Source organism: Pseudomonas sp. 20-5 (assembly GCF_056782835.1).
This window is the reverse complement of the sequence record NZ_CM165584.1, coordinates 2,047,696-2,069,895: the sequence shown is the minus strand read 5'-3', so window position 1 is coordinate 2,069,895 and position 22,200 is coordinate 2,047,696. Positions and strand designations below refer to the sequence as shown.

Sequence of the window (22,200 nt, the reverse complement as noted above, 5' to 3'; positions counted from 1 at the left end):
TCCTCCTGTTGAATTCCGTATCCGGGCCGCGTTCAGCGGCCGAAGCGCGTGCTGTAGGTCACCCCGAGCGTGCCGCCGGCATCGCCGCCGCCGCCCTGGGGAGCCGACTGGTAGCCGAAGGTGAACGCCAGTTCGTCGTCGCCCAGCAGCTCCATGCCGATGCCGAGATCGATGCCGTAGTTGAACTCCTTCTCTGTCCACTGCCAGCCGGCCAGGGTGTCGACGATCCAGGTGTATTGCGGACGGCTGCGGTTCAGCGCGCCAGGGAAGCCACGGCGCCAGGTGCTGCCGAGGTAGACCTGGCCATAGCGGTCCTGCAGCAGGTCCTGGCTGCGCGCGCCATCGAGCGCCAGCGCACCGCCATGGGCCGCCAGCAGGTCGTCCGGCACGCGGTTCTCCAGGCGATTGCGCTGGTAGTCGATGCCGCCGCGCAGTTGCCAGGCCGGGCCGTCGAAGAACAGTGTGTGGGCCCATTCCAGGGACAGCGCCTCGCCGTTGCCGAGGTCGTCGCCCTGGCGGGTGGAGAAGCGGTTGTGCGCCAGCGACCAGCTCAACTGGTCGCGCCCGCTGAGGGTGTGGCGGCCGCCGAGCCGTAGGCTGTCGCGCATGCCGAGGGCTCGCATCAGGCCGGTCTCGTCGGTCTCGCGGTGCCAATCGAGGCCCGCTTCCAGTTCGTCGCGCGAGCTCAGCCGCCAATTGCGCAGCAACCCCAGACCGTGGCGGTCCTCGTCGTCGCGCCAGCTGCCATCGAGCGTCGCCGCGGCGAAGCCATCGGCCAGTTCGCGCCGCAACGTCAGCCTGGCGTTGCGTTCGCTACCGAGGAGCGAGCTATCCAGCGCATCGCCGTGATAGCGGCCACTGCCCAGTTCGAGATCGGCGTACCAGTCGTCGCCGAGGTGGCGCGCCGCGCGCAGCGTCGGCCCCTTGAAGTCGAGACCGCCGAAGTCGCGCTTGTTCCAACCCAGTTGCAGGCCCTGGGGAGTGCGTTCGAGGATTTCCGCCGCCTGCCGCCGCAGCTGCTCGCGGTTGTCGCGCGAGTGGCCGTCGCCCAGTGCGCCCAGGGCCTCGCCCAGCGCTTCGCCGCCATGGCCGAGACGCACCAGCGCCTCGACCCGCTGCGCCGGATCCAGCTCGCCGCGCTCCAGCAGGCGTTGCAGGGCGGCGCGATTCTGGCTGCGCAGGGCGGCCTGGATCTCTTCGTTGCGCCCGATCTTCAGGCCCCGGCCGCGCGCCCAGGCCAGCCAGTCATCCTTCAGCGGCTCCTGGTTGGTGGCGGCGAGCTGGTCGAGGAACTGCTCGAACCACAGCTGCAGCATCGCCGGCTCGCCATTCCAGGCCCGCCGCGCCTCGCCCTGGGCGAGCAGCGGCCCCTGGGCCACGGCGAGCAGGCGCAGGTAGGCGGCGAAGCTGTCCGGGGTGGCCCTGACCGCCTCGCGGTCGAGCCGCCGGAGCAGTAGTCGGCGCAGGCGCAGGGCCTTGTCCTGGTAGCCGCTGGCATCCAGTGCGTCGGCGTAGGCGGCCTGCACCAGCCAGTCGTTGGGATTGGACTTGAGGTACAGGCGGAACCAGGCCAGCGCCTGGTCGTTACGCTCGAGCAGCAGGCTGGCGCTGGCGAACGGCAGCCACAGCGTGCTGTCCCGCAGCGCCAGGCCATGCCACTGCGCCAACAGGGGCGCCAGGCTGTCGCGACGGCCACGGTCGATGTAGAACCAGAGCAGGCGTTCGCGCACCAGGTTCTCGCCGGGGAAACGCACCAGGGCTTCCCGGTACAGACGCTCGGCGACGTCGCCATGGCCTTCCTGTTCCGCCAGCCGCGCCCTGGCCACCCAGTAATAGGGGCTGCCCTGCGCTTCCGGCAGGCCTTCGGCCTCGGCCAGCAGGCTCTTCAGGGCCGGCCAGTCGTGGAGGTTCTCCGCCAGTTGCAGGGCGCTGGCCAGGCGCCGCGGATCGCGGCTGCGCTGCCAACTGCCGATAAGCACCTGCAAGGCCTGCTTCGGATTGCTGTCCCGGTACAGGGCGATCAACTGGTCCTCGTCGCTGCTGTTCAGGCGGATGTCCAGGGCCAGCATGCGCTCGTAGGCGGCGCGGGCATCGTCGTCCTGCTCCAGGGCCCAGGCCAGCGCCGCGCGCAGGCGCCAGAACTCCGGCTCGCGGATCGCGCGGGTATCCACGCCGGCGAGGACCTTCCAGGCCTGGCGCGGATCGAACAGGTTCCAGTGGGTTTCCGCCCACTGCATGCGTTCCTTGACACTCAGCGGGAAATGCCGGGCCATCCGCGCCCAGACCCCGGTCTCTTCCTGCAACTGCTGGGTGTGTTCGAGAATCTGTTGCAAGCGCTGCCAGGCCAGGCGCTGTTTCGGATAACGCTGCACGTAGCCGCGCAGCCATGCCTCGCCCTCTTCCGGCGTGCCGCGGGTTTCATGGCTGTAGACCAGCGCATCGAGTTCCTCGTCGGTCATCTGTCGCTGCGCACCGATGGGCGCCAGCAGCTCGATGGCGCTGTCGAAATCGAACATCTGCAGCGACAGGCGCCAGGCATGCTCGCGCAGGGCCGGGTCATCGGCGCCGGCCAGCAGTTGCTTCCACAGGCCCAGGGCCTGCGGGCCGTTGCCGGTCCATTCGCCAAGGCGCGCGAGATCGGCCAGCAGCGTCCTGTCCTCCGGGCGCAGGGCCAGCAGCTCCCGGCCGACCTCCCAGGCCCGCTCGACCCGCCCGGCGGCCATGTTCAGGCGCAGGTCGGCGGCCAGCGCCTCATGGTCCTCGGGGCGCAATTCGCGCCAGCGCCGGATGAAGCGTTCGGCCAGGTCGTAGCGCTGGCTGCCTTCGGCGGCGCGTACGCCCTCGGCGAGCCAGGCCAGGGTCGATTCATCCTCCGGCAAGGCGTCCAGCCGCTCGTCCAGCAACAACGCCGCCTGTTCGCCGCGCTCGCCAGCGAGCAGGCTGGCGAAGGCCTGGCGCAGATAGGCCAGGCGCTTCGCCGACTCGGTTTGCGCTTCGGCCAGTTGCCGCTGGATGTCCGCCGCCGGCAGCGGCTCGCCGGAAGCCAGGTACCAGCGCGCCGCCTCGTCCAGCCAGCGCTGCCGGCCCTGCGGGTCGCGGCCGGCCAGTTCGGCAAAGGTCCGCGCCGCCAGGTCCGGCGCGTCCAGGGCCAGGGCATGACGGGCAAGTCGTTCGAGCATGGCGTCGTTCAACGAAACATGCTCGATCTTGCGCAGGCGCTCCAGCAATCGGCGCGTCTGCTCCTCATCCATGCCCTCGGGCCTGGCCAGGGCGCCAAGGATGTCCAGTTCCACCTCGTAGAACGGCGTTGCCAGGCGGTCCTTGCCGCGCAGACGGGCGAGGTGATGACGCGCCTGCTCGAAGTCGCCGAGCTTGACCAGCAGGTCGATCAGGGTCAGGCGCAGCGCGTCGTTCTCCGGGTGCGCCTGCAACAGCAGTTCGGCGTAGTTCACCGAGACCGCGTCGGGCTCGCCATCGCCGCTGGGCATGAATACTTCTTCGCTGTTGAAGGTCAGCCACAGCACCAGCGCCACCCCGAGAGCGACCGGCAGCAGGGCCCAGGGATTCAGCAGGCGCGCCTGGGGATGCTTGTCAGCGGCAGACGAGTTGGCCATCGCGCACCTGCTCCATCGGCAACTCGAACGTCCACAGGCCGTTGCCGGCCTTTCCCGGGAAGGCCTTGCCGGCCGCACTCAGCCGGCAATCGCCCGCCGCGCGCACCACCAGGCGTAATGGCAGGTGCCCGGCGAAGGCGAACTCGACGCGGCCATCGTCGCGGTAGCGCCAGTGCTTCAGCGGCAGGTTGGCCTCCTCCAGCGCCGGCCGCGGATCGCGGCTGTCGCGCAGGACCAGGCGCGCATTCGCCGCACTCAGGTGCACATAGCGCCCCTGGGGCAGGTCGCGCACGCCCGCGACTCCCGTGGAGCGAGCGAGGTCCGGCCAACCCAGCGCCGGGTCCAGGCGCACCGTGCGCAAGGCGGCGAAGCCGCGCAACTGCCAGCTGCCATCGGCACGCTTGGCCAGGCTGGCGCGATGCAGGCCTTCCAGGCGCGGGATGTAGTCGCTCATCCACAGCGACAACGGACGCTCCGCCTGCATCGCCGCGTAGATCTGGTGCATGGTGCGGATCGAGGCCTGCTTGGTCCCCGAATAGAAGTGGTAGTACAGGTGCAGGCCGCGCAGGCGGCGCGGGCTGTCGGTCAGGGCGAAGGTATCGATGACGCCGCGGAAGCCGTAGTACGGCCCCTGCCAGAGATTGGTGTAGACGTTCTCGTTGATGATCGGCGCGTAGTACTGCACGCCGCCGCGGGTGGGCCGGATCAGCGGATAGAGTCCGGTCAGCGAGGGAAAGGCCCGGGTCAGCGCGGTATTGCCGCCGTTGACGTTCATCAGCCCGGCGTCGTAGGCGAGCTTGATGGTGGCGGCGTCGGGCAGCGCGTCGCCGGACCAGAAGATCATCTTGACCGGCTTCCGCGGGGTGGTCAGGCGCTGCTCGATGTAGTCGCGGGCGCCGATCACCTCGCGTACGAAGTCGACCTTGTCGTAGCCCGGGATGGCCATCTTGTAGCCATACTGGGCCTCGAAGTTCTCGCCCTGCTCGGCCAGTTGCGGCTGCCAGAAGAACGGATGGCTGAAGGTATGGCTGGCGACCTCCACCTTGTCGTCGGCGAAGATGCGCCGGGCGATCGGCTCCAGTTCCCTGGCCAGGTGCGGGTACATGCCCTTCGGCCCGACCTCGCCTTCGATCACCGAGACCGAGGTGAGGAACGGATAGGGCTTGATGAAGTCCTCCAGCACCTGCTGGCCGGCATAGGGACTGCCGGGCACCTCGGCACGGGAGACGAAGCCGTCGCCATCGATGTGCACGGTGGCGATGCGCCGGCCATTCTCGGTGGTCGCGTCGGGACTCAGCAGCGGCACAAGACGCAAGGCCTTGCGCAGGAAGGCGAACGGATCGAGGATCCAGCGCCGGTGCTCGCTACCCTCCTCCAGCACATAGGGCGCCAGGGCGAAGCCCCCCCAGTCGGCGGTCGCCACCGGCACGTACTCCTTGCCGTCGCCCTTGAGCTTGAGCGCCGGGGTCACCCGCCCCGGATCGAGTACGGTGAGCGCCGGCAGGTCGCGGATCCGGATCACCAGCGGCGCTTCGAAGGAACCAAGCAGCGCCTGGTCGTGGGTCTCGGTACTCGGCTTGACCTTGAGTTTCTGCGACAGTCGGCGAATACCCAGGCGCTGCAACAGGCCGTCGTTCTCTGTGGGCAGGCCGGCGAGGAACGCCACCGGCACCTTTTCGTCGAGACGTGCAGCGATCCAGTTGTCGAAGGCGTCGCTGGCCAGCGGCGGTCCACTGGTCATCCAGGTCACCACCCCGGCGTAGAGACCGCTCAGCGGACGTTCGGGCAGTGGCTGGTCGGTGGGCAGGTAGTCGACCCGATAACCGAGGTATTCGAGCAGGCCGCCGAGGTAGACGTGACCGGGGCTCAGGGTCAGGTCGCCCTCGCGCGGATCGTAGAGCAGCGCGATGCGCCGCGGTTGCACCTCGACGTCGCTCACCCCCAGGTAGTCCAGCGCCGGGGTGCTGACGAACGGCACGTAGCCTTCGCTACGCAGGCGCGCAGCGAGCGTGCGCGCCTCGTCACGCCGCTCCGGCGGCAGGTAGTCGATGGCGACGATGGGCATGCCCTGGGCGCGCAGGGCATCCAGGTGGCCCTTCAGCCAATCGCGATCGTCCTGGGGCACCTCGCGGTATTGCCCGGCAGCGGCGTCCCAACCGGCATGGATCGACTCCACGGCCACCGCCGACGCGACGCCGGGCAACTCCGGCAGCACTTCGAAACCGCGATTGAAAAACAGCTTGAGGCCCGGCTCCTGGCGATGCAGCTGGGCGAGGAAACTGGCCAGCGCCCGGCGCTGGCCCTCGCGGCGCTCCTCGGCCTGTAGCTGGAAGCTGTCCAGGGTATCGAGGAACAGGCCGGCGTAGCCCTGTTTGCGCAGCTCCGCGGCGCGCTTGAGCAGGTGCGCCCGCCAACTCGGCGCGGCGAGGTCCATTACCTGGCTGTTCCAGGCTTGGTTGCGGACCGCGCTCTTGCCCCGGGCCAGGCCGCTGTCGGCGATGGCGGCGGCGTCGCCGTCGAACTCGCCGACCGACAGATAGGCGAAGGGCGTGCTGCCCTGCTCTTTCAGATACCCGACATCGGCCGGCTTGAGGTGCGCCGCTTCGAGCACCACCCAGTCGAACTGGGAAAGCTCGGCCAGCGGCGGCCGCTCGGCGTACCAGAACGCCACGCTGGACGGCCCGCCGGCATCCCCTGCGGCAGTGCCGGCACAAAGCGCCAGCGCCAGGCCGGCAAGCCAGGCGAGCGGGCACTCGATGGGTCGAAGGATGTTACGGCGGGACGGCAGACGCAGCACGGCGATTCCTTTCTTGCTGAACCGCATGCCCAGCCTACGCGGCAGGGTCGATACCGACCGAAGCGGCAGGTCGGAAGCATGGATGCGGTTTCCGGTGGCAACGTCGAATCCCTGACAGTGCGGGCACAGCCAAAGCAGCCGCAGGCGATTAACGTCAATCTAATGACTAAATATGCTAATTGCTAAATTTTTAAGCGGAAACTGTCAATTTTTAGGCACATACATGACGCCATGGTGTCCTTTTGCCTGCCCGTGACGCTTTGCAGGTCAACTCCGCGCTTTCCGAGACACCGCTGTGGCAAAGTGGAAAGCCCAGGTTTCACGCACTTCATCAGGAAAGTCGACGGCCCTCCGGAAGCCCCCGGAAGTCACTTCGTATAGAGCCATCGGTTCGGTAGACGCCGCTCGCTAATAACTAAATGTTTATTAAATCCGTGAAACAGGTTGTCTTTTCCGGCCAACGAAAGGCGCCGGGCATTTGGCGCACGCGCGTGCGGTCGCACCGCCTTCAGTTGCGTGCGAGGAACCGCACCAGCCACACCGAGGCGACGCCTATCGCCCCACCCGCCAGTACTTCGGCGACCCGCAGCGAGGCGACCAGGGGCGACTGCTGAATCGCCCAGGAGGCGCAGGCGATGCACGCGCAACGCGCGGCAAAACCTGTCGCGTAGTGACGGAATCCGACGAGGGTGAGGACCGAGGCAAGAGTCGCCAAGGTGTGGACCAATAGAACATGCGGTAGAGCGGCCCCTACCGCGAGGCCGAGCGGTACGCCGAGCAGCGCGCCAAGCCCGCGATCGCGCAGCTTCAGGTGCGCGCTGGCGGCATTGCCGGTAACCACGCTGGCGGACGACCAGATCGCCCACTGGCCGTATTCGATGTGCCGCCACGCCACCAAGGTCGCGCTGCAGGCTACGGCGAGTGTGACCGCCAACACAGCCTGGAGCAGCTCGTCATGCGCGGCCGCGTGGCCCGTCAAGTGCGCCCCACGCCAGCGCAGCAGGGTGCCGTAACGGCGTGCGAGCGCTGCGTGGCGCAAGGTATCGACACCGGCGAGCGCCACCGATGGTAGCGTCGCGACGACGAGATACGGCACCAGGGACAGCGCAGCGCGGTGCGTCGCGGCAACCTCGCAGGCCAGATAGAGCACAGGAATAAAGACGAAATTGCCCAGCGTGCGCAAGCGCGTATCCAGGCCGGATAGCGCGACAGCAGCAGCGGCGAGCGCTGCGCAAGCGATGGCAAACGCCGCTCCCCAGGCGAGCGCGAACGACAGGCCGAGAAAGCCGAGGATGATCGCCACCCCCTGGCCGAGCGCCGCGAGCGGTGCGCTACCGACCCGCTCGACGACGACCGCCACGGAGATCGTCGCGATATTCGCCAGCAGCCAGTTGGCATCGCCGCTGGCGCTGTAGAGCACGAACAGCGGCAGCGACACGGCGAGCGCGCGCCCCATGGCGCGGCCGTCGAACAGGCGTGTCAGCGAGGCGCACACACGACGCGCCGCCTAGAGCGCTGCCAACTGGTCGAGCGTGACGATCCGCGCGATGCCGCCCAGGACCTCGATGGAGCGCCGGTGCTCCTCGTCGCTGGCCGCCGCGCAGGCCTCCTCCAACACCAGCACTTGGTAGTCGCGATCGTGCGCATCGCGCGCGGCGGCCTGCACAGCCCAGGTCGTACTGACACCGGCGAGCACCAGTCGCTCGATCCGCCTCGCCCGCAACACGGCCTCCAGGCGCGTGGCATAGAAGGCGCTGATGCGCGGCTTGAGCACTTCCATCTGCACGGCATCCCGCTTCAGGTCAGGATGAAATGCGCAACCGCGCCCGCAGAGGTCGAGAGCGCCGAGTGCCTGCGCGGCAGCGAAGATCGGCGAATGTTCCGGCAGGTCCGGATAGCCGGGCTCGAAGCCCACCCTCACCGCGATCCGCAGCCAGCCACGCTGCTCGGCGACGGCGAGAGCGCGGTTGAAACGCGCGACCACGCCACGCAAGGCGGCCTGTTCTGCACAGCGGGCAATCCTACCGTCGGGATGCATGATATCGACGATGTAGTCGAGACCGATCAGTGCTGTGTTCATCGGGAACTCCTCTTCCATCTGCCGGAACCCAAAGCCCTGGATTCAGGGCTCCTCGAATTGCGCGAGGCGTGTCAGCAACGGACCGGCCGCCGCCAGCAGGGCGCGCTCGCTCTCGTCGAGACAGGCGTGCATGGCACGCACCAGCCATTCTTCGCGCTTGGCGCGGTTGCCGTAGAGATTTCGCCGGCCCTCCGAGCTCAGCGACACGCGGGTTCTGCGCCCATCTTGCGGATCGGCGTGACGGACGATCAGCCCTCCGCGTTCCAGTTCGCGCAGCAGCGCGGCCAGATTCGACGAGCGCATCCGCTCGGCGGCGGCCAGCTCGGAAGGTGTGACGTCGCCGCCAAGGCGGTCGATCGCGCCAAGCACGACCAGTTGCGAGAATTGCACCGGATCGGCCTGCGCCTCGCGACGCAGGCGGCGGGTCAGGGTGGTGACCTGGCTGCGCAGATGCGCTGCCAGTTGGAGATCCTGGTTGGTGGGCATATTTATCTACATAATCATAGCTATATTTTCATAGCAAAATAACACATCCAACGCCGCCCGCCATGGGACCCGACCGACGGCACGACAGCTGAAATGAAAGAGCCCCGCACTAGGGCGGGGCTCTTGCTTGCCGTCAGGCCGCTCGCATCAGGGGATGCAGACACCGTGCTGGCTGCTCTGCGCCAGGTCCATCAGCTCGCGGTTGGCCACGGCGTACATGGCGTAGTCGGTACCCGACGCGGCACGCAGTTCGACCAGCATCGCCCGCCAGCGCTCGACCAGCGGCAGGTGCTGTTCCAGCCACAGGCCGACGCGAGCCTCGACCTCCTTCGGTCCGTCCTGCATCTGCAACACCGAGACGGTGATCGCCCGCTGCTGCCAGTCGAGGTCGTCGCGGAACGCCTCGCGGGCCAGCGCCTGCCAGTTGTTCTCCACCGGCAGGTTGGTGATCTGTTGCAGGTACCAGGTCAGGTCCAGCGCGCTGCCCACGGCGAAATAGGCCTTGGCCACTTCCGCGGTGTCCTGGCCGGTCACGTCGGACGCCTCGATGATCGGCAGCAGCGTGTACAAGTGGCTGGTACCGGCCACCATGCGTGCCAGCAGTTCCGGCACGCCAGCGTCGACGTAGGTCTGGTAGCGCGCCTGCCACAGCTCGCGGGTCGGCCCTTCGAGCAGCTCGTTGAGCTTCAGGCCGAGGGCGGCGATGCGCGGGCCGAAGTGGGCCACGTCGCGCGCCGCGTCCAGCTCGTTGCGGCGGCTGCGGAGGAACCAGCGGGTGGCGCGGCGACCGAGACGCATCAGTTCGTCCATCAGGGTCAGCTGGATATCAGCGGGCACCTGGTAGTCGAGGTTCTCGATCTGGCGGAACCAGTGCGGCAGGTGGAACACGTCGCGGACGATCACGTAGGCCCCGGCGACGTTGGCCGCGCTCATGCCGGTGGACTCCTTCAGGCGCTGCACGAAGGTGATGCCCATGTGGTTGACCAGGTCGTTGGCGATCTGCGTGCTGACGATCTCGCGCTTCAGGCGATGGCGGCGCATGGCGTCGCCGAACTTCTCCGCCAGCAATGCCGGGAAGGCGGTATCCATGTCGCGGGTCAGGTAGTCGTCGTCCGGCACCAGCGATTTCAGCAGCGATTCCTTGAGGTCGATCTTGCTGTAGGAGATCAGCACCGACAGCTCGGCGCGGGTCAGCCCCTGGCCGGCACTGATGCGTTCCGCCAGCTCCTCGTCGGAAGGCAGGAACTCCAGGGCGCGATCGAGCTTGCCACGCGCCTCGAGGTCGCCCATCAGCCGCTTGTACTCGGCGATCCGCTCGCGGGCGCGACGTTGCGCCAGGGACAGCGCCTGGGTCTGCTTGTAGTTGTTGCCCAGCACCAGGGCGCCGACCGCGTCGGTCATCTTCACCAGCAGCGCGTTGCGCTGCTTCTCGGTCATGTCGCCGGCCTGCACCACTTCGTTGAGCAGGATCTTGATGTTGACCTCATGGTCGGAGCAGTCCACGCCACCGGCGTTGTCGATGAAGTCGGTGTTGTTGGCACCGCCGTGCAGGCCGAACTCGACCCGCGCCAGTTGGGTCATGCCCAGGTTGCCGCCCTCGCCCACCACCTTCGCGCGCAGCTCGCGGCCGTCGACGCGCAGACCATCGTTGGCCTTGTCGCCGACATCGGCGTGGGTTTCCTTGCTCGACTTCACGTAGGTACCGATCCCGCCGTTCCAGAGCAGGTCGACCGGCGCCTTGAGCAGCGCATGGATCAGCTCGGTGGGCGCCAGCCTGTCGGCCTGGATGTCGAAGCGCGCCTTCATTTCCGGGGTGATGGCGATGCTCTTGGCGCTGCGCAGGAAGATCCCGCCGCCGGCGGAGATCAGCTTGGCGTCGTAGTCGGCCCAGCTCGAACGCGGCAGGTTGAACAGGCGCTGGCGCTCGACGAAGCTGCTGGCGGCGTCCGGGTTCGGGTCGATGAAGATATGCATGTGGTTGAAGGCGGCCACCAGTTGCAGCTTGTCCGACATCAGCAGGCCGTTGCCGAACACGTCGCCGGCCATGTCGCCGATGCCGATGACGCTGATGTTGTCCTTCTGCACGTCGATGCCGCGCTCGCGGAAGTGCCGTTGCACGCTGACCCAGGCGCCCTTGGCGGTAATCCCCATGCCCTTGTGGTCGTAGCCGGCGGAGCCGCCCGAGGCGAAGGCGTCGCCGAGCCAGAAGCCGTACTCGGCGGCGATGCCGTTGGCGATGTCGGAGAAGGTCGCCGTGCCCTTGTCCGCGGCGACCACCAGGTAGGGATCGTCCTCGTCGTGGCGGACCACGTTGGCCGGCGGCACCACTTCGCCTTCCTTGAGGTTGTCGGTGATATCGAGCAGGCCGGAAATGAAGATCCGGTAGCAGGCGATCGCCTCGGCCTGGATCTCGTCGCGGCTACCGCCAAGCGGCAGGCGGCGCGGGACGAAGCCGCCCTTGGCGCCGACCGGCACGATCACCGCGTTCTTCACCTGCTGGGCCTTGACCAGGCCGAGCACCTCGGTGCGGAAGTCTTCCTCGCGGTCCGACCAGCGCAAGCCGCCGCGAGCCACCTTGCCGCCGCGCAGGTGCACGCCCTCGACGCGCGGCGAGTAGACGAAGATCTCGTACTTGGGCACCGGCCTGGGCAGCTCCGGAATGGCCTTCGGGTTGAACTTGAAGCTGAAGTAGCTCTTGTTCTGGCCGTTGCCGTCGGGCTGGTAGAAGTTGGTCCGCAGGGTCGCCTTGATCAGGTCGAGGTAGCGCCGCAGGATGCGGTCCTCGTTGAGCACCTGGACTTCGTCGAGGGCACCGAGGATCGCCTGCTCCAGCTTCTGTTGCTTGTCTTCCAGGTCTTCCGCGGTGAGTTTGCGCGCCAGGTAGAAGCGGGTCTTGAACAGCCGCACCAGCTCGCGGGCGATGTCGGTGTGGGCATTCAGCGCACTGGCGATGTAGCCGAGGTCGAAGCCCAGGCGGATCTGCTTCAGGTAACGCGCGTAGGCACGCAGCAGGGCGACGTCGCGCCACGGCAGGTTGGCGGTCAGCACCAGGCGGTTGAAGGCGTCGTTCTCGGCGTCGCCGCTGACGATGTGGACGAAGGCGTCCTGGAGGATCTCGTTGAGCTGCTGGATGTCCACGTCCAGCCCTTCGGCGTAGGTGAAGGCGAAGTCGTGGATCCAGTATTCGCGGCCGTTCTGGTGGCGCAGGCGGTAGGGGAATTCGCCGAGCACGCGCAGGCCGAGGTTCTCCAGGATCGGCAGGACGTCGGACAGGGCCAGCGGGGTGTCGGCGTGGTACAGCTTGCAGTGCAGTTGCTGCTCGCCCTGCGCCAGCGGCTGGTAGAAGCTCATCACCAGCGGGCGCTGCTCGGAGAGGCTGAGCAGGTGCTGCAGGTCGACCACCGCGAAGTGCGGGGCGAAGCGCTCGCGGTAGCCGGCCGGGAAGCCTTTCGGGAAGTCGGCCAGGACGTTGGTGCCCTTGGCCTCGCCGAGGTTTTCCACCACCAGGCTGCTGTAGTCGTCCTGCCAGGAACGGCAGGCCTGGATCACTTCTTCCTCCAGGCGCGCCGGGTCGATGTCGATGCGCGACTTCGGGTCGACGCGGAGGATGAACTGCACGCGGGCCAGCACCGACTCGGAGAAGAAGGTCCAGAACTCGCAGTCGCTGGCCTGCAGGCGCTCCATCAGGACCTGCTGGATCTTCAGGCGCGTCTCGGTGGAATACACGTCGCGCGGCACGTAGGCCAGGCAGTAGCAGAAGCGACCGTAGGGGTCCTTGCGCAGGAACACGCGGATCTTGTTGCGCTCCTGGATGCGGACGATCGCCAGGGCGGTGCTGAACAGCTCGTCCACCGGGGTCTGGAACAGGTCGTCGCGCGGCAGTACTTCCAGCACCTGGGCCAGTTCCTTGCCGAGGTGGGCCTTGGTGTCGAAACCGGAGCGCCGCATCACTTCGGCGACCTTGCCGCGGATGAAGGGGATGTCGTTGACGCTCTCGTTGTACACCGAGGAGGTGAACAGGCCCATGAAGCGGCACTCGCGGATCACCCGGCCCTTGCCGTCCAGCTCGCGGATCGACACGTAGTCCGGGTAGGCCGGGCGGTGCACACGGCTCGGATGGGCAGCCTTGGCGAAGGACAGCAGGACCGGTTCGCGCAGGTAGGCGACGGCATAGTCCTCGATGTGCAGGTCATCCTTGCTCAGGCCGGCACGCAGCAGACGGGTCAGGCCGAGGAAGGATTTCTCGTCGTAGACCATGCGCCCGCCGTCGGCCTCGTCGGCGACGCTGAATTCCTCGTAGCCGAGGAAGGTGAAGTGGTTGTCCAGCAGCCATTCGAGATAGCTGCGCACTTCCTTCAGCTCCTCCGCCGGCACCTTCAGTTTGGCCTTGCCGAGCCAGGCCAGCAGTTCGAGGGCCTTGGCCTTCATCGGTTCGAAGTCGGCGACGGTCACGCGCACTTCGCCGAGCACCTCCAGGAGGGCCTTCTCCAGCGCCCGCAGTTCGCCGGCGTGGGCACAGCGGTCGATCTCCAGGTACATCAGCGATTCCTGGCTGACGTCCTTGCCCTGGGTGCCCTTGGGCAGGATTTCCTTCAGCTCGCCCTTGGCCGAGCGGCGCACGCTGAGGACGTTGGTCTGCAGGGTATGGATGCTGTAGCCGCGGCGGTTCAGTTCCATGCGCACCGAGTCGACCAGGAACGGCAGGTCCGGGTGCAGCACTTCCACCGCGGTGTGGGTGGATTGCCAGCCGTGCTTCTCGTAGTCGGGGTTGTATACGCGGACTTCGGGCTGGTCGCGGTCGAAGCGCTCCAGCAGGCGCCAGGCGGAAAGGGTGCAACCGACCAGGTCGGAAAGCCGACGCTGGGTCAGTTCATCGAGGGAGATCAGGCTGAAGAACTGTTCGGCGAACAGCGTGACTTGTGGTAACGCCTTGTCGCCGAGGTGCTGCGCCAGTGCCGTCTGCAGTTGATGCTGGAAATCGGCTTTGCTGGCCGCGGTGAAGAACGCCATGGTTGTACTCCGCTTGGCTTGTTATTTCATGGAGGCGAGCGGTTCGCGGGAAAGGTCGCGAGCAACGCACCTTCGGACCGACCCTCGCTGCGTCCATGAAGTTCAGCAGAAGCTGAGCATTAATCCAGGCAGGCAGGCGCACAGCAAAGGCTGACCGGGAACCGCCCTTTTCGGCGAGCGACCCGCCGGTCATATCCGACAGAGCTTAACGAGCCGGCAAGGCAAAACACTTACCGTGCTGCGACATATTCGTTCACCCCGGGAGCATCGGCTCACTGCACCGGCAGGAAATGCATGAACAGCAGTCCCTGGGCGTAGTTCACGCTGATCCGCCGGTAGCGTTCGCCGAGCACCTCGGCGAGCAGGTCCAGGCGCGCGACGATCTTGGCGAACTCGCGGGCGTAGCTGAGGTTGCTGGCGTCGTCGGTGAGGGCGTTGGAAAGCAGCAACGGGGCACCCTTGTCGTCCTTGCGGGTAGCCAGCATCCAGGTGGCGACCTCGACGTTGCGCGCGGCGTTGTAGACGTACTGCGCGTCGATCCCCTGGTAGACGTAGAACTCGGTGCGCCCGCCATGGGCGGTGATCAGCATGCTGGCCAGGGAGTATATGAAGGCACCGACGCGGTCGCCCTTGAACGCCGGATCGAGGGAGTAGGACAGTGCGGCGATGTCGCGGCGGCCGCCCAGGTCGCTGAGTTCGCGGTTCTGCTCGATGGCCCGGCGGATCGCCAGCTCGGCGTCGGCCTGGCTCGGCAGGCCGGTCTTCTTCCATTCGGCGGGATTGCGCTTGTACAGCTTCCAGAGCAACTGGTAGAGGCTTTGCAGGTTGTCGCGCATGGCCAGGGTGGCCATGCGATCGGCATCGGTCTGGAGGAATTCGCCAGCGCGCATCGAACCCTGGCTGGTGTCCTCGCCGGCGGCGTTGCGCGGCGCGTTCGAACATCCGCTGGCGAGCGCGCCGAGCAGCAACAGCAGCCCACCGACCCAGCGCCGCCACCCACGCCGGGCGCGGCCCTCCCCCTTGCGCCGGGCAAGCCCCGGCAATGTCGCTCCTGACAAACGCTCTGTCCATTCGCTGTTCGCATCGCGGAAACCGACCCGCCTGAGCCGGCGAAGTTCCCCGGGCGCGTCGATCCGCCGCGCTTCGCGAGGCAGGTCACGGCGAGAGGCGGAGGCTTTTCACCGGCATACCCGCGCGGGTTCACGAATAGGCGCGGCACGAGCGTCGGAGAGTACGCTAGGCAGTCGCCGTGCGCTAACATGTGCGGGATCGGGGGGCCGTCATCCGCCGCAGAGCGGAGCCTTCTCCCCGCCCGCCCGCGCCGGCCTCGCCGTGCGCCACCGAGCGACACCCCAGCAGGCCTTGGAACCGGTAGTCCAGACAATGAGCAACGAGCCAGAAAGCACGCAGCACAAGAGCGCCCTGCAGGGACTGAAGGGCTACCTGTCGAGCCAGATCCTCGGCCAGGAAAAACTCGTCGACCGCCTGCTGATCGCGCTGCTAGCCGACGGCCACCTGCTGGTGGAAGGCGCGCCGGGACTGGCCAAGACCAAGGCCATCAAGGACCTCGCCGAAGGCCTCGAAGCCGAGTTCCACCGTATCCAGTTCACTCCCGACCTGCTCCCCGCCGACATCACCGGCACCGAGATCTACCGTCCGGAGACCGGCACCTTCGTGTTCCAGCAAGGCCCGATCTTCCATCACCTGGTGCTGGCCGACGAGATCAACCGCGCCCCGGCCAAGGTGCAGTCGGCGCTGCTCGAAGCCATGGCCGAGCGCCAGGTTTCGGTCGGCCGCAGCACCTACGACCTGCCACAGCTGTTCCTGGTGATGGCGACACAGAACCCGATCGAGCAGGAAGGTACCTACCCGTTGCCGGAAGCCCAGCTCGACCGCTTCCTCATGCACGTCAAGATCGGCTACCCGGAGGCCTCGGTGGAACGCCGCATCCTCCAGCAGGCGCGTGGCGAGGCACTGAACGGCGAGGCCCGGCCGGAGCGCCGGGTGACCCAGGAAACCATCTTCGCCGCGCGCCAGGAAATCCTCGGCCTGTACATGGCCGACGCGGTGGAGGAATACCTGGTGCAACTGATCATGGCCACCCGCACCCCGGCCAAGCACGACGCGGAACTCGCCGAATGGATCTCCTACGGCGCCAGCCCGCGCGGCTCCATCGCCCTCGACCGCTGCGCGCGCGCCCACGCCTGGCTGGCCGGACGCGACTTCGTCAGCCCCGAGGACATCCAGGCGGTGCTGTTCGACGTGCTGCGCCATCGCCTGATCCTGACCTTCGAGGCGGAAGCCGCCGGCATCGACCAGGACCGGGTCGTGCAGCGCATCCTCGACGTGGTCGCCGTGGCCTGAGGCCGCCGCCATGCTGAGCGCCGCCCCTGGGGTCGAACTGGGCCTCGACGAGCTTCTGGAAATGCGCCACCGGCTCCACGAAGCGCGCCTGTTCTCCTCGCAGAACCGCCGCAGCCCGCTGGTCGGCCTGCATCACTCGCGCCTGCGCGGACGCGGCGTGGACTTCGACCAGGTGCGCATCTACCAGCCCGGCGACGACGTACGGACCATCGACTGGCGCGTCACCGCGCGCACCCGCGAGCCGCACACCAAGCTGTTCCACGAGGAACGCGAGCGACCGGTGTTCGTCCTGGTCGAACAGAGCCAGCGCCTGTTCTTCGGCTCCGGCCTGTGCTTCAAGGCGGTGCTGGCGGCACGCGCGGCGGCCTTCATCGGCTGGTCGGCGCTGGCCCACAACGACCGTATCGGCGGCCTGGTATTCAGCGACCGCGACTGCCACGAAATCAAGCCGCGACGCAGCAAGCACAGCCTGCTGCAACTGTTCAACCAGCTATTGCGGGCCAATCGCGAGCTGCGCGAGACGCCGGCCGAGCGGCCTGGCGAACTGTTCGGCCTGGCCCTGCGCCGCGCCCGCGAAGTGCTGCGCCCGGGCAGCCTGATCCTGGTACTGTGCGACGAGCGCACACTCAATGACGTCGCCGAGCAGCAACTCAGCCTGATCGCACGCCATACCGACCTGGTGCTGCTGCCGCTGTCCGACCCGCTCGACCATGCCCTTCCCGCCGCCGGACTGCTGCGCTTCCGCGAAGGCGCCGCCGACCTCGAACTGGACACCCACGCCGACGAGCTGCGCCAGGCCTATCGCGAACAGGCCGAGGCGCGCCGCGCGCGCTGGCAGCGGCTGGCCCAGCGACTGGGCGTGCCGCTGCTGCCGCTGTCGACCCAGGAAGACCTGGTGGAGCAGTTGCGGGACCTGCTGGAACAACACCAGCCGGGGTATCGCGCATGAATCCGCTCGACCGGCTGGAACCGCTGATCGCTCCCCCGCCCGTCGGCTGGTGGCCGCCAGCGCCCGGCTGGTGGCTGCTGGCCGCCCTGCTGCCGTTGCTCGGCTGGGGGCTCTGGCGACTGCGCCGGCACCTGCCGCGGCGCACCATCGCCACCCGCGGCGAAGCGCCGCTGGATCCGCTGCGCGAAGCGGCCCTGGCCGAACTGGCGGCGCTTGCCAAGCCCTACGGCAGGGCTTCCGCCGGACCCTGGCTGCAAGCCATCAACGGCCTGCTCAAGCGGGTCTGCAGGGCGCGCTGGCCAGATAGCGGCAGCCACGCCCTCAGCGGCCGCGCCTGGCTGGCGTTCCTCGACAACCGTTGCCCGGCCGCCGGCCTGACCCGCTGGATGATCCTGGTGGAAGGCGGCTACCGCGCCGACTGCACCCTCGACGACAAGGCCGTGGACGGCCTCGACGCCGCCGTCGCCACCTGGATTCGCAAGCATGTTTGAGTTCGCCTGGCCCTGGGTCTTCGCCCTCGCCCCGTTGCCCTGGCTGCTGCGCCTGGTGCTGCCGGCCGCCGACAGCGGCGAGGCGGCGCTCAAGGTGAGCTTCCTCGACGAACTCGAAAGCCTCGCCGGACGCCGTGCCCGCGCACGCCTGCCGGCCTGGCGGCAGCAGGTGCGCTTCGCCCTGCTCTGGTTCCTCCTGCTGCTCGCCGCGGCCCGCCCGCAGTGGGTCGGCGACCCCCTGCCGCTACCCGCCAGCGGCCGCGACCTGCTGCTCGCGGTGGATGTCTCCGGCTCCATGGACTACCGCGACATGCGCTGGCAGGAAGACGAGATCAGCCGCCTGGAACTGATCAAGAAACTCTTCGGCGACTTCATCGAAGACCGTCGTGGCGACCGCGTCGGCCTGATCCTGTTCGGCAGCCAGGCCTACCTGCAGGCGCCGCTGACCTTCGACCGGCACACCGTGCGGGTCTGGCTGGACGAGGCACAGATCGGCATCGCCGGCAAGAACACCGCGATCGGCGACGCCATCGGCCTGGCGGTCAAGCGCCTGCGCCAGCGGCCTGCGGAAAGCCGGGTGCTGGTGCTGATCACCGACGGCGCCAACACCGGCGGACAGATAGCCCCGCAGATCGCCGCGCAACTGGCCGCCGAGCAACAGGTGAAGATCTACACCATCGGCATCGGCGCCGACCCGCAGCAAGGCGGCGTGCCCGGCCTGTTCGGCTTCAACCCGGGGCTCGATCTCGACGAGCCGACCCTGCGCGGTATCGCCGAGAGCACTGGCGGCGAATACTTCCGCGCGCGATCCAGCGCCGAGCTGGAAAGCATTTCCGCGACCCTCGACCGCCTCGAACCGGTCGCCCAGCAGACTACCCGGGCGCGCCCGGCCCTGGCGCTGTACAGTTGGCCGCTGGCCGCCGCCCTCGGCCTGAGTGTGCTGCTGGTGGCGCTGGAACTCTGGCCACGGGAAAACCGGACCTGGCCGCGCCGCCGTTCCGGGAGGCAACCATGAACCTGTTGCTGGACGCCTGGCCGCACTGGCTGCGCCCCTACTGGCTGCTGCTGGCGCCGCTGCTTGGCTGGTTGCTGTGGAAGCTGCTGCATCGCCAGCGTCGTGCCGGACGCTGGCAGTTGCTGTTGCCGACGGCCTTCCAGCCCTGGCTGCTGGTCGGCGGCGCCGGGCGGCAGAACCGCATGCCCTGGATCTGCCTCGGCATCGCCTGGCTGCTGGCCCTGCTGGCCTTGCTCGGGCCCAGTTGGCAGCAACTGGAACAGCCCTCGATGAAGCGTAGCGACCCGCTGGTGGCGATCCTCCAGCTGACTCCCGGGATGCTTGCCGGCGACCTGTCGCCGACCCGCCTGGAGCAGGCCCGGCGCAAGCTGCTCGACCTGCTTCGCACGCGCAACGACGCGCAGACCGCGATCGTCGTCTACGCCGGCAGCGCGCATACCCTGGTGCCGCTGTCGGACGACCAGCTCACCGCGCGCAACCTGCTCGACGCCCTGAAACCTTCGATCATGCCCGAGCCCGGCCAGCGCGCCGACCTCGCCGTGCGCCAGGCCCTCGACCTGCTGGAACAGGGCGCCCAGGGCCGCGGCCGCCTGCTGCTGCTGACCAGCGAGCTGAGCGAACCCGAGCGCCAGGGCATCCGCAGCGCCCTCGAGCACCGGGCGGCGCGCCTCGCCGTGCTCGGCGTCGGCACGCCGAAGGGCGCTCCGGTGCAGCAGGAGGATGGCAGCTTCCTCAAGGACGACCAGGGCGGCATCCTCCTGCCCAGGCTCGACGAAAGCGGGCTGCGCCGCTTCGCCGCGGAGATCGGCGCCGGCTACCAGCGCCTGCGGCCGAACGACCGCGACCTCGACAGCCTCGGCCTGCTGGCCCGCGGCGGCACGCTGGAGGAAGATCGCGAGAACGCCCTGCTGCGCCTGCAGCGCTGGGCCGACCAGGGTTACTGGCTGCTCCTGCCGCTGCTCCTGCTGGCCGCCTGTGCCGGACGGCGCGGCTGGCTGTTCTGCCTGCCGCTGTTGATGCTGAGCCTGCCGCAACCGGCCATGGCCTTCCAGTTCGAAGACCTCTGGCTGCGTCCGGACCAGCAAGGCCAGCGCCTGTTGCAACGGGGCCAGGCGGACGAGGCGGCGAAGCGCTTCGAGGACTTCCGCTGGAAAGGCCTGTCGCTCTACCAGGCCCGCGACTACGCCGCCGCGGCCCAGGCCTTCGCCCAAGGCGACCAGGCCGACGATCACTACAACCGTGGCAACGCCCTGGCCCGCCAGGGCGAACTGGAAGCCGCCGTCGACGCCTACGAACAAGCCCTGGAGCGCCAGCCGCAACTGGTCGCCGCGCAACGCAACAAGGCCCTGGTCGAGGAACTGCTGCGCCAACGCCAGGAACAGGCGGCGCAGCAGCAGGCCGGCGAGAACAAGGAACAGCGCCAGGAAGCGAGCCAGCAGAGCCCGCCATCCGGAAGCAGCCAGCGGCCGCCGCGCGACGCGGCGACCGTCGATGCGCAGAAGGCCCAGGCCGCGGCGCCCTCGACCAGCCTGCCGGAAGACGAAGGCGAGAAGACCGCCGGAGCACCCGGCCAAGCGCAGCCGCAGCCCAACGCCGAGGACGAGCGGACGGGCGACGAGGAAGCCGACGACGGACTCGACGACGAACGTCGCCAGGCCCTCGAGCAATGGCTGCGACAGATTCCCGACGATCCCGCCGAATTGCTGCGGCGCAAGTTCTGGTACCAACAGCAGCAACGCCAGGAAGCCACGCCATGATCCGCCTGTTCTGCAGCCTGCTTCTCGCGCTCCTCTGCGTTTCCGCCCATGCCAGCTTCAGCGCCAGCGTCGACCGCGCCCGCCTGACCGAAGGGGAAAGCGTCGAACTGACGCTGGAATCGGACGACCCGACCCTCTTCGGCAAACCCGACCTGAGCCCGCTGGACGCCCTCTTCGAGGTCCTCGGCACGCGCCAGGTCAACCGTCTCGCCACGCAGAACGGCCGGGCCCAGGCCACCACCCGCTGGATCGTCACCCTCCTGCCGAAGCAGAGCGGCTACGTGGCGATCCCGCCGATCAGCCTCGGCGCCAGCAGCACCCAGCCGATCAGGCTGCACGTACTGGAGGCGCGCGACCGCGCCAAGAGCAGCAAGCTGGCGCCGGTCTTCATCGATGCCAGCGTCGACCAGGAGACAGTCTACGTGCAGGCCCAGGCGATCCTCACCCTGCGCATCTACCACTCGGTGTCGCTATACGACGACAGCAGCCTGACCCCGCTGGCGATGAACGACGCGAAGGTCGAACAGCTCGGCGAGGCGCGCACCTACGAGAAGGAGATCAACGGCATCCGCCACGGCGTGATCGAGGTGCGCTACGCGATCTTCCCGCAGAAGAGCGGCACCCTGGAGATTCCTGCGCAAGCCTTCAGTGCGACCCTGGTCGACCGTGGCAGCGACGACTACAACCCCTTCGGCCCGCGCCCCGGCCGGCAGATGCGGGTGACTTCGCCGAGCATCCCGCTACAGGTCCGGCCCAAGCCCGCCGACTATCCGGCCGACGCGCCCTGGATGCCGGCCCGCGCGCTGAGCATCAGCGAAAGCTGGAGCCCGCAGCCGGAGCAGGCACAGGTCGGCGAATCGCTGACGCGCAACGTGCTGCTGAAGGTCGAGGGGCTTTCCGGCACCCAGCTTCCGCCGTTGCCGCTGCCCGACGTGCAAGGCCTGCGGCGCTACCCGGACCAACCGCAGCTGGCCGACCAGAGCACCGACCAGGGCCTCATCGGCAGTCGCGAGGAGCGCGAGGCGCTGGTGCCCGAGCAGGCCGGGCGCATCGAGTTGCCGGCGCTCGAAGTGGTCTGGTGGAACACCCGCGAAGACCGCCTGGAGCGCACCAGCCTGCCACCGCGCACCCTGGAAGTGGCCGCCGCGCCGCAGGCCGAGGCGGAGCCGCCGGCGGCGGCGCTGCCGCTCGGCGAACGCCTGGAGCCGACGCTCTGGCCCTGGCAACTGGCTACCGCCGTGCTGGCCCTGACCACCCTGCTCGGCTTCGGCCTCTGGTGGCGCGCCCGCCAGCTGCCGGCGGTGATCCGCGCCGCGGCCAACGGCCCGAGCAGCCGCAGCCTGCTCGACGAGCTGCGCCGCGCCTGCCTGGCCAACGATCCCCAGGCGACCCGCCAGGCCCTGGACGCCTGGGCCCGTCAGCAACCCGATACCCTGGCCGACATGGCGGCCCGCTTCGTACCGCTGTCCGACGCCCTGGATGGCCTCAACGGCGCGCTGTACAGCGAGAGCGGCCATTCCTGGCAGGGCGAGGACCTGTGGCGGGCGATCCGCGCCCTGCCCACCACGGAACAAGCGCCGGCGGGAGCGGTCGACAATGGCGGCCTGCCACCGCTCTATCCGCGCTGAACGGCGCTA

13 protein-coding genes are annotated in these 22,200 nt (G+C 68.3%); 6 read left to right on the top strand and 7 right to left on the bottom strand.

Going from position 1 to position 22,200, the window contains the following annotated elements:
- Positions 1 to 32: 32 nt before the first annotated feature.
- From AC1RB9_RS09680 to AC1RB9_RS09650, 7 genes are all read right to left on the bottom strand, one after another.
- Positions 33 to 3,614, bottom strand: a complete 3,582-nt coding sequence (locus AC1RB9_RS09680) for a tetratricopeptide repeat protein (RefSeq protein WP_003452527.1) — start codon at positions 3,612 to 3,614, stop codon at positions 33 to 35.
- Positions 3,592 to 6,438, bottom strand: a complete 2,847-nt coding sequence (locus AC1RB9_RS09675; RefSeq protein ID WP_003452529.1) for a bifunctional glycoside hydrolase/polysaccharide deacetylase family protein — start codon at positions 6,436 to 6,438, stop codon at positions 3,592 to 3,594. The genes AC1RB9_RS09680 and AC1RB9_RS09675 overlap by 23 nt, the downstream gene beginning before the upstream one ends.
- Before the next feature lie 481 nt (positions 6,439 to 6,919).
- Positions 6,920 to 7,906 carry an FUSC family protein gene (locus AC1RB9_RS09670; RefSeq protein ID WP_003103485.1) on the bottom strand — a complete coding sequence of 329 codons (987 nt, stop codon included), beginning with the start codon at positions 7,904 to 7,906 and terminating at the stop codon, positions 6,920 to 6,922.
- 12 nt (positions 7,907 to 7,918) lie between these two features.
- Positions 7,919 to 8,491 (bottom strand): cysteine hydrolase family protein, encoded by a 573-nt coding sequence (locus AC1RB9_RS09665; RefSeq protein WP_003103486.1) that lies wholly within the window; start codon positions 8,489 to 8,491, stop codon positions 7,919 to 7,921.
- Positions 8,492 to 8,533: 42 nt separating this feature from the next.
- Positions 8,534 to 8,977 carry a MarR family winged helix-turn-helix transcriptional regulator gene (locus AC1RB9_RS09660; RefSeq protein WP_003109601.1) on the bottom strand — a complete coding sequence of 148 codons (444 nt, stop codon included), beginning with the start codon at positions 8,975 to 8,977 and terminating at the stop codon, positions 8,534 to 8,536.
- Between the two features lie 147 nt (positions 8,978 to 9,124).
- Positions 9,125 to 13,987 (bottom strand): NAD-glutamate dehydrogenase GdhB, encoded by a 4,863-nt coding sequence (gene gdhB / locus AC1RB9_RS09655; RefSeq protein WP_003452533.1) that lies wholly within the window; start codon positions 13,985 to 13,987, stop codon positions 9,125 to 9,127.
- Between the two features lie 272 nt (positions 13,988 to 14,259).
- Positions 14,260 to 15,030: a hypothetical protein gene (locus tag AC1RB9_RS09650; protein ID WP_003091293.1), complete on the bottom strand. Its 771-nt coding sequence runs from the start codon at positions 15,028 to 15,030 to the stop codon at positions 14,260 to 14,262.
- 340 nt (positions 15,031 to 15,370) lie between these two features.
- On the opposite strand from AC1RB9_RS09650, the gene AC1RB9_RS09645 reads away from it, so the two are divergent.
- Genes AC1RB9_RS09645 through AC1RB9_RS09620 form a run of 6 tightly spaced genes read left to right on the top strand, consistent with a single transcriptional unit; the run spans position 15,371 to position 22,191 of the window.
- A complete protein-coding gene (locus tag AC1RB9_RS09645; protein ID WP_003103494.1) occupies positions 15,371 to 16,351 on the top strand; it encodes an AAA family ATPase in 981 nt (326 codons plus the stop codon).
- Between the two features lie 10 nt (positions 16,352 to 16,361).
- Positions 16,362 to 17,300, top strand: a complete 939-nt coding sequence (locus AC1RB9_RS09640; RefSeq protein ID WP_003116458.1) for a DUF58 domain-containing protein — start codon at positions 16,362 to 16,364, stop codon at positions 17,298 to 17,300.
- Positions 17,297 to 17,791 carry a DUF4381 domain-containing protein gene (locus tag AC1RB9_RS09635; RefSeq protein WP_003107434.1) on the top strand — a complete coding sequence of 165 codons (495 nt, stop codon included), beginning with the start codon at positions 17,297 to 17,299 and terminating at the stop codon, positions 17,789 to 17,791. The genes AC1RB9_RS09640 and AC1RB9_RS09635 overlap by 4 nt, the downstream gene beginning before the upstream one ends.
- Entirely contained in the window at positions 17,784 to 18,806 is a 1,023-nt protein-coding gene (locus AC1RB9_RS09630; RefSeq protein ID WP_003107433.1) for a vWA domain-containing protein, read from the top strand. The genes AC1RB9_RS09635 and AC1RB9_RS09630 overlap by 8 nt, the downstream gene beginning before the upstream one ends.
- On the top strand, positions 18,803 to 20,563 hold the full coding sequence (locus AC1RB9_RS09625) for a VWA domain-containing protein (RefSeq protein WP_003119769.1): 1,761 nt from the start codon (positions 18,803 to 18,805) through the stop codon (positions 20,561 to 20,563). Before AC1RB9_RS09630 ends, AC1RB9_RS09625 begins: the two co-directional genes overlap by 4 nt.
- A complete protein-coding gene (locus tag AC1RB9_RS09620; protein ID WP_003113945.1) occupies positions 20,560 to 22,191 on the top strand; it encodes a BatD family protein in 1,632 nt (543 codons plus the stop codon). Before AC1RB9_RS09625 ends, AC1RB9_RS09620 begins: the two co-directional genes overlap by 4 nt.
- Positions 22,192 to 22,200 lie beyond the last annotated feature (9 nt).

Excerpts from the sequence above, each read along its gene's own strand:
- AC1RB9_RS09680 (WP_003452527.1), bottom strand. The coding sequence starts at position 3,614 with ATGGCCAACTCGTCTGCCGCTGACAAGCATCCCCAGGCGCGCCTGCTG.
- AC1RB9_RS09675 (WP_003452529.1), bottom strand. The coding sequence starts at position 6,438 with ATGCGGTTCAGCAAGAAAGGAATCGCCGTGCTGCGTCTGCCGTCCCGC.
- AC1RB9_RS09665 (WP_003103486.1), bottom strand. The coding sequence starts at position 8,491 with ATGAACACAGCACTGATCGGTCTCGACTACATCGTCGATATCATGCAT.
- AC1RB9_RS09660 (WP_003109601.1), bottom strand. The coding sequence starts at position 8,977 with ATGCCCACCAACCAGGATCTCCAACTGGCAGCGCATCTGCGCAGCCAG.
- gdhB (WP_003452533.1), bottom strand. The coding sequence starts at position 13,987 with ATGGCGTTCTTCACCGCGGCCAGCAAAGCCGATTTCCAGCATCAACTG.
- AC1RB9_RS09645 (WP_003103494.1), top strand. The coding sequence starts at position 15,371 with ATGAGCAACGAGCCAGAAAGCACGCAGCACAAGAGCGCCCTGCAGGGA.
- AC1RB9_RS09640 (WP_003116458.1), top strand. The coding sequence starts at position 16,362 with ATGCTGAGCGCCGCCCCTGGGGTCGAACTGGGCCTCGACGAGCTTCTG.
- AC1RB9_RS09635 (WP_003107434.1), top strand. The coding sequence starts at position 17,297 with ATGAATCCGCTCGACCGGCTGGAACCGCTGATCGCTCCCCCGCCCGTC.
- AC1RB9_RS09630 (WP_003107433.1), top strand. The coding sequence starts at position 17,784 with ATGTTTGAGTTCGCCTGGCCCTGGGTCTTCGCCCTCGCCCCGTTGCCC.
- AC1RB9_RS09625 (WP_003119769.1), top strand. The coding sequence starts at position 18,803 with ATGAACCTGTTGCTGGACGCCTGGCCGCACTGGCTGCGCCCCTACTGG.
- AC1RB9_RS09620 (WP_003113945.1), top strand. The coding sequence starts at position 20,560 with ATGATCCGCCTGTTCTGCAGCCTGCTTCTCGCGCTCCTCTGCGTTTCC.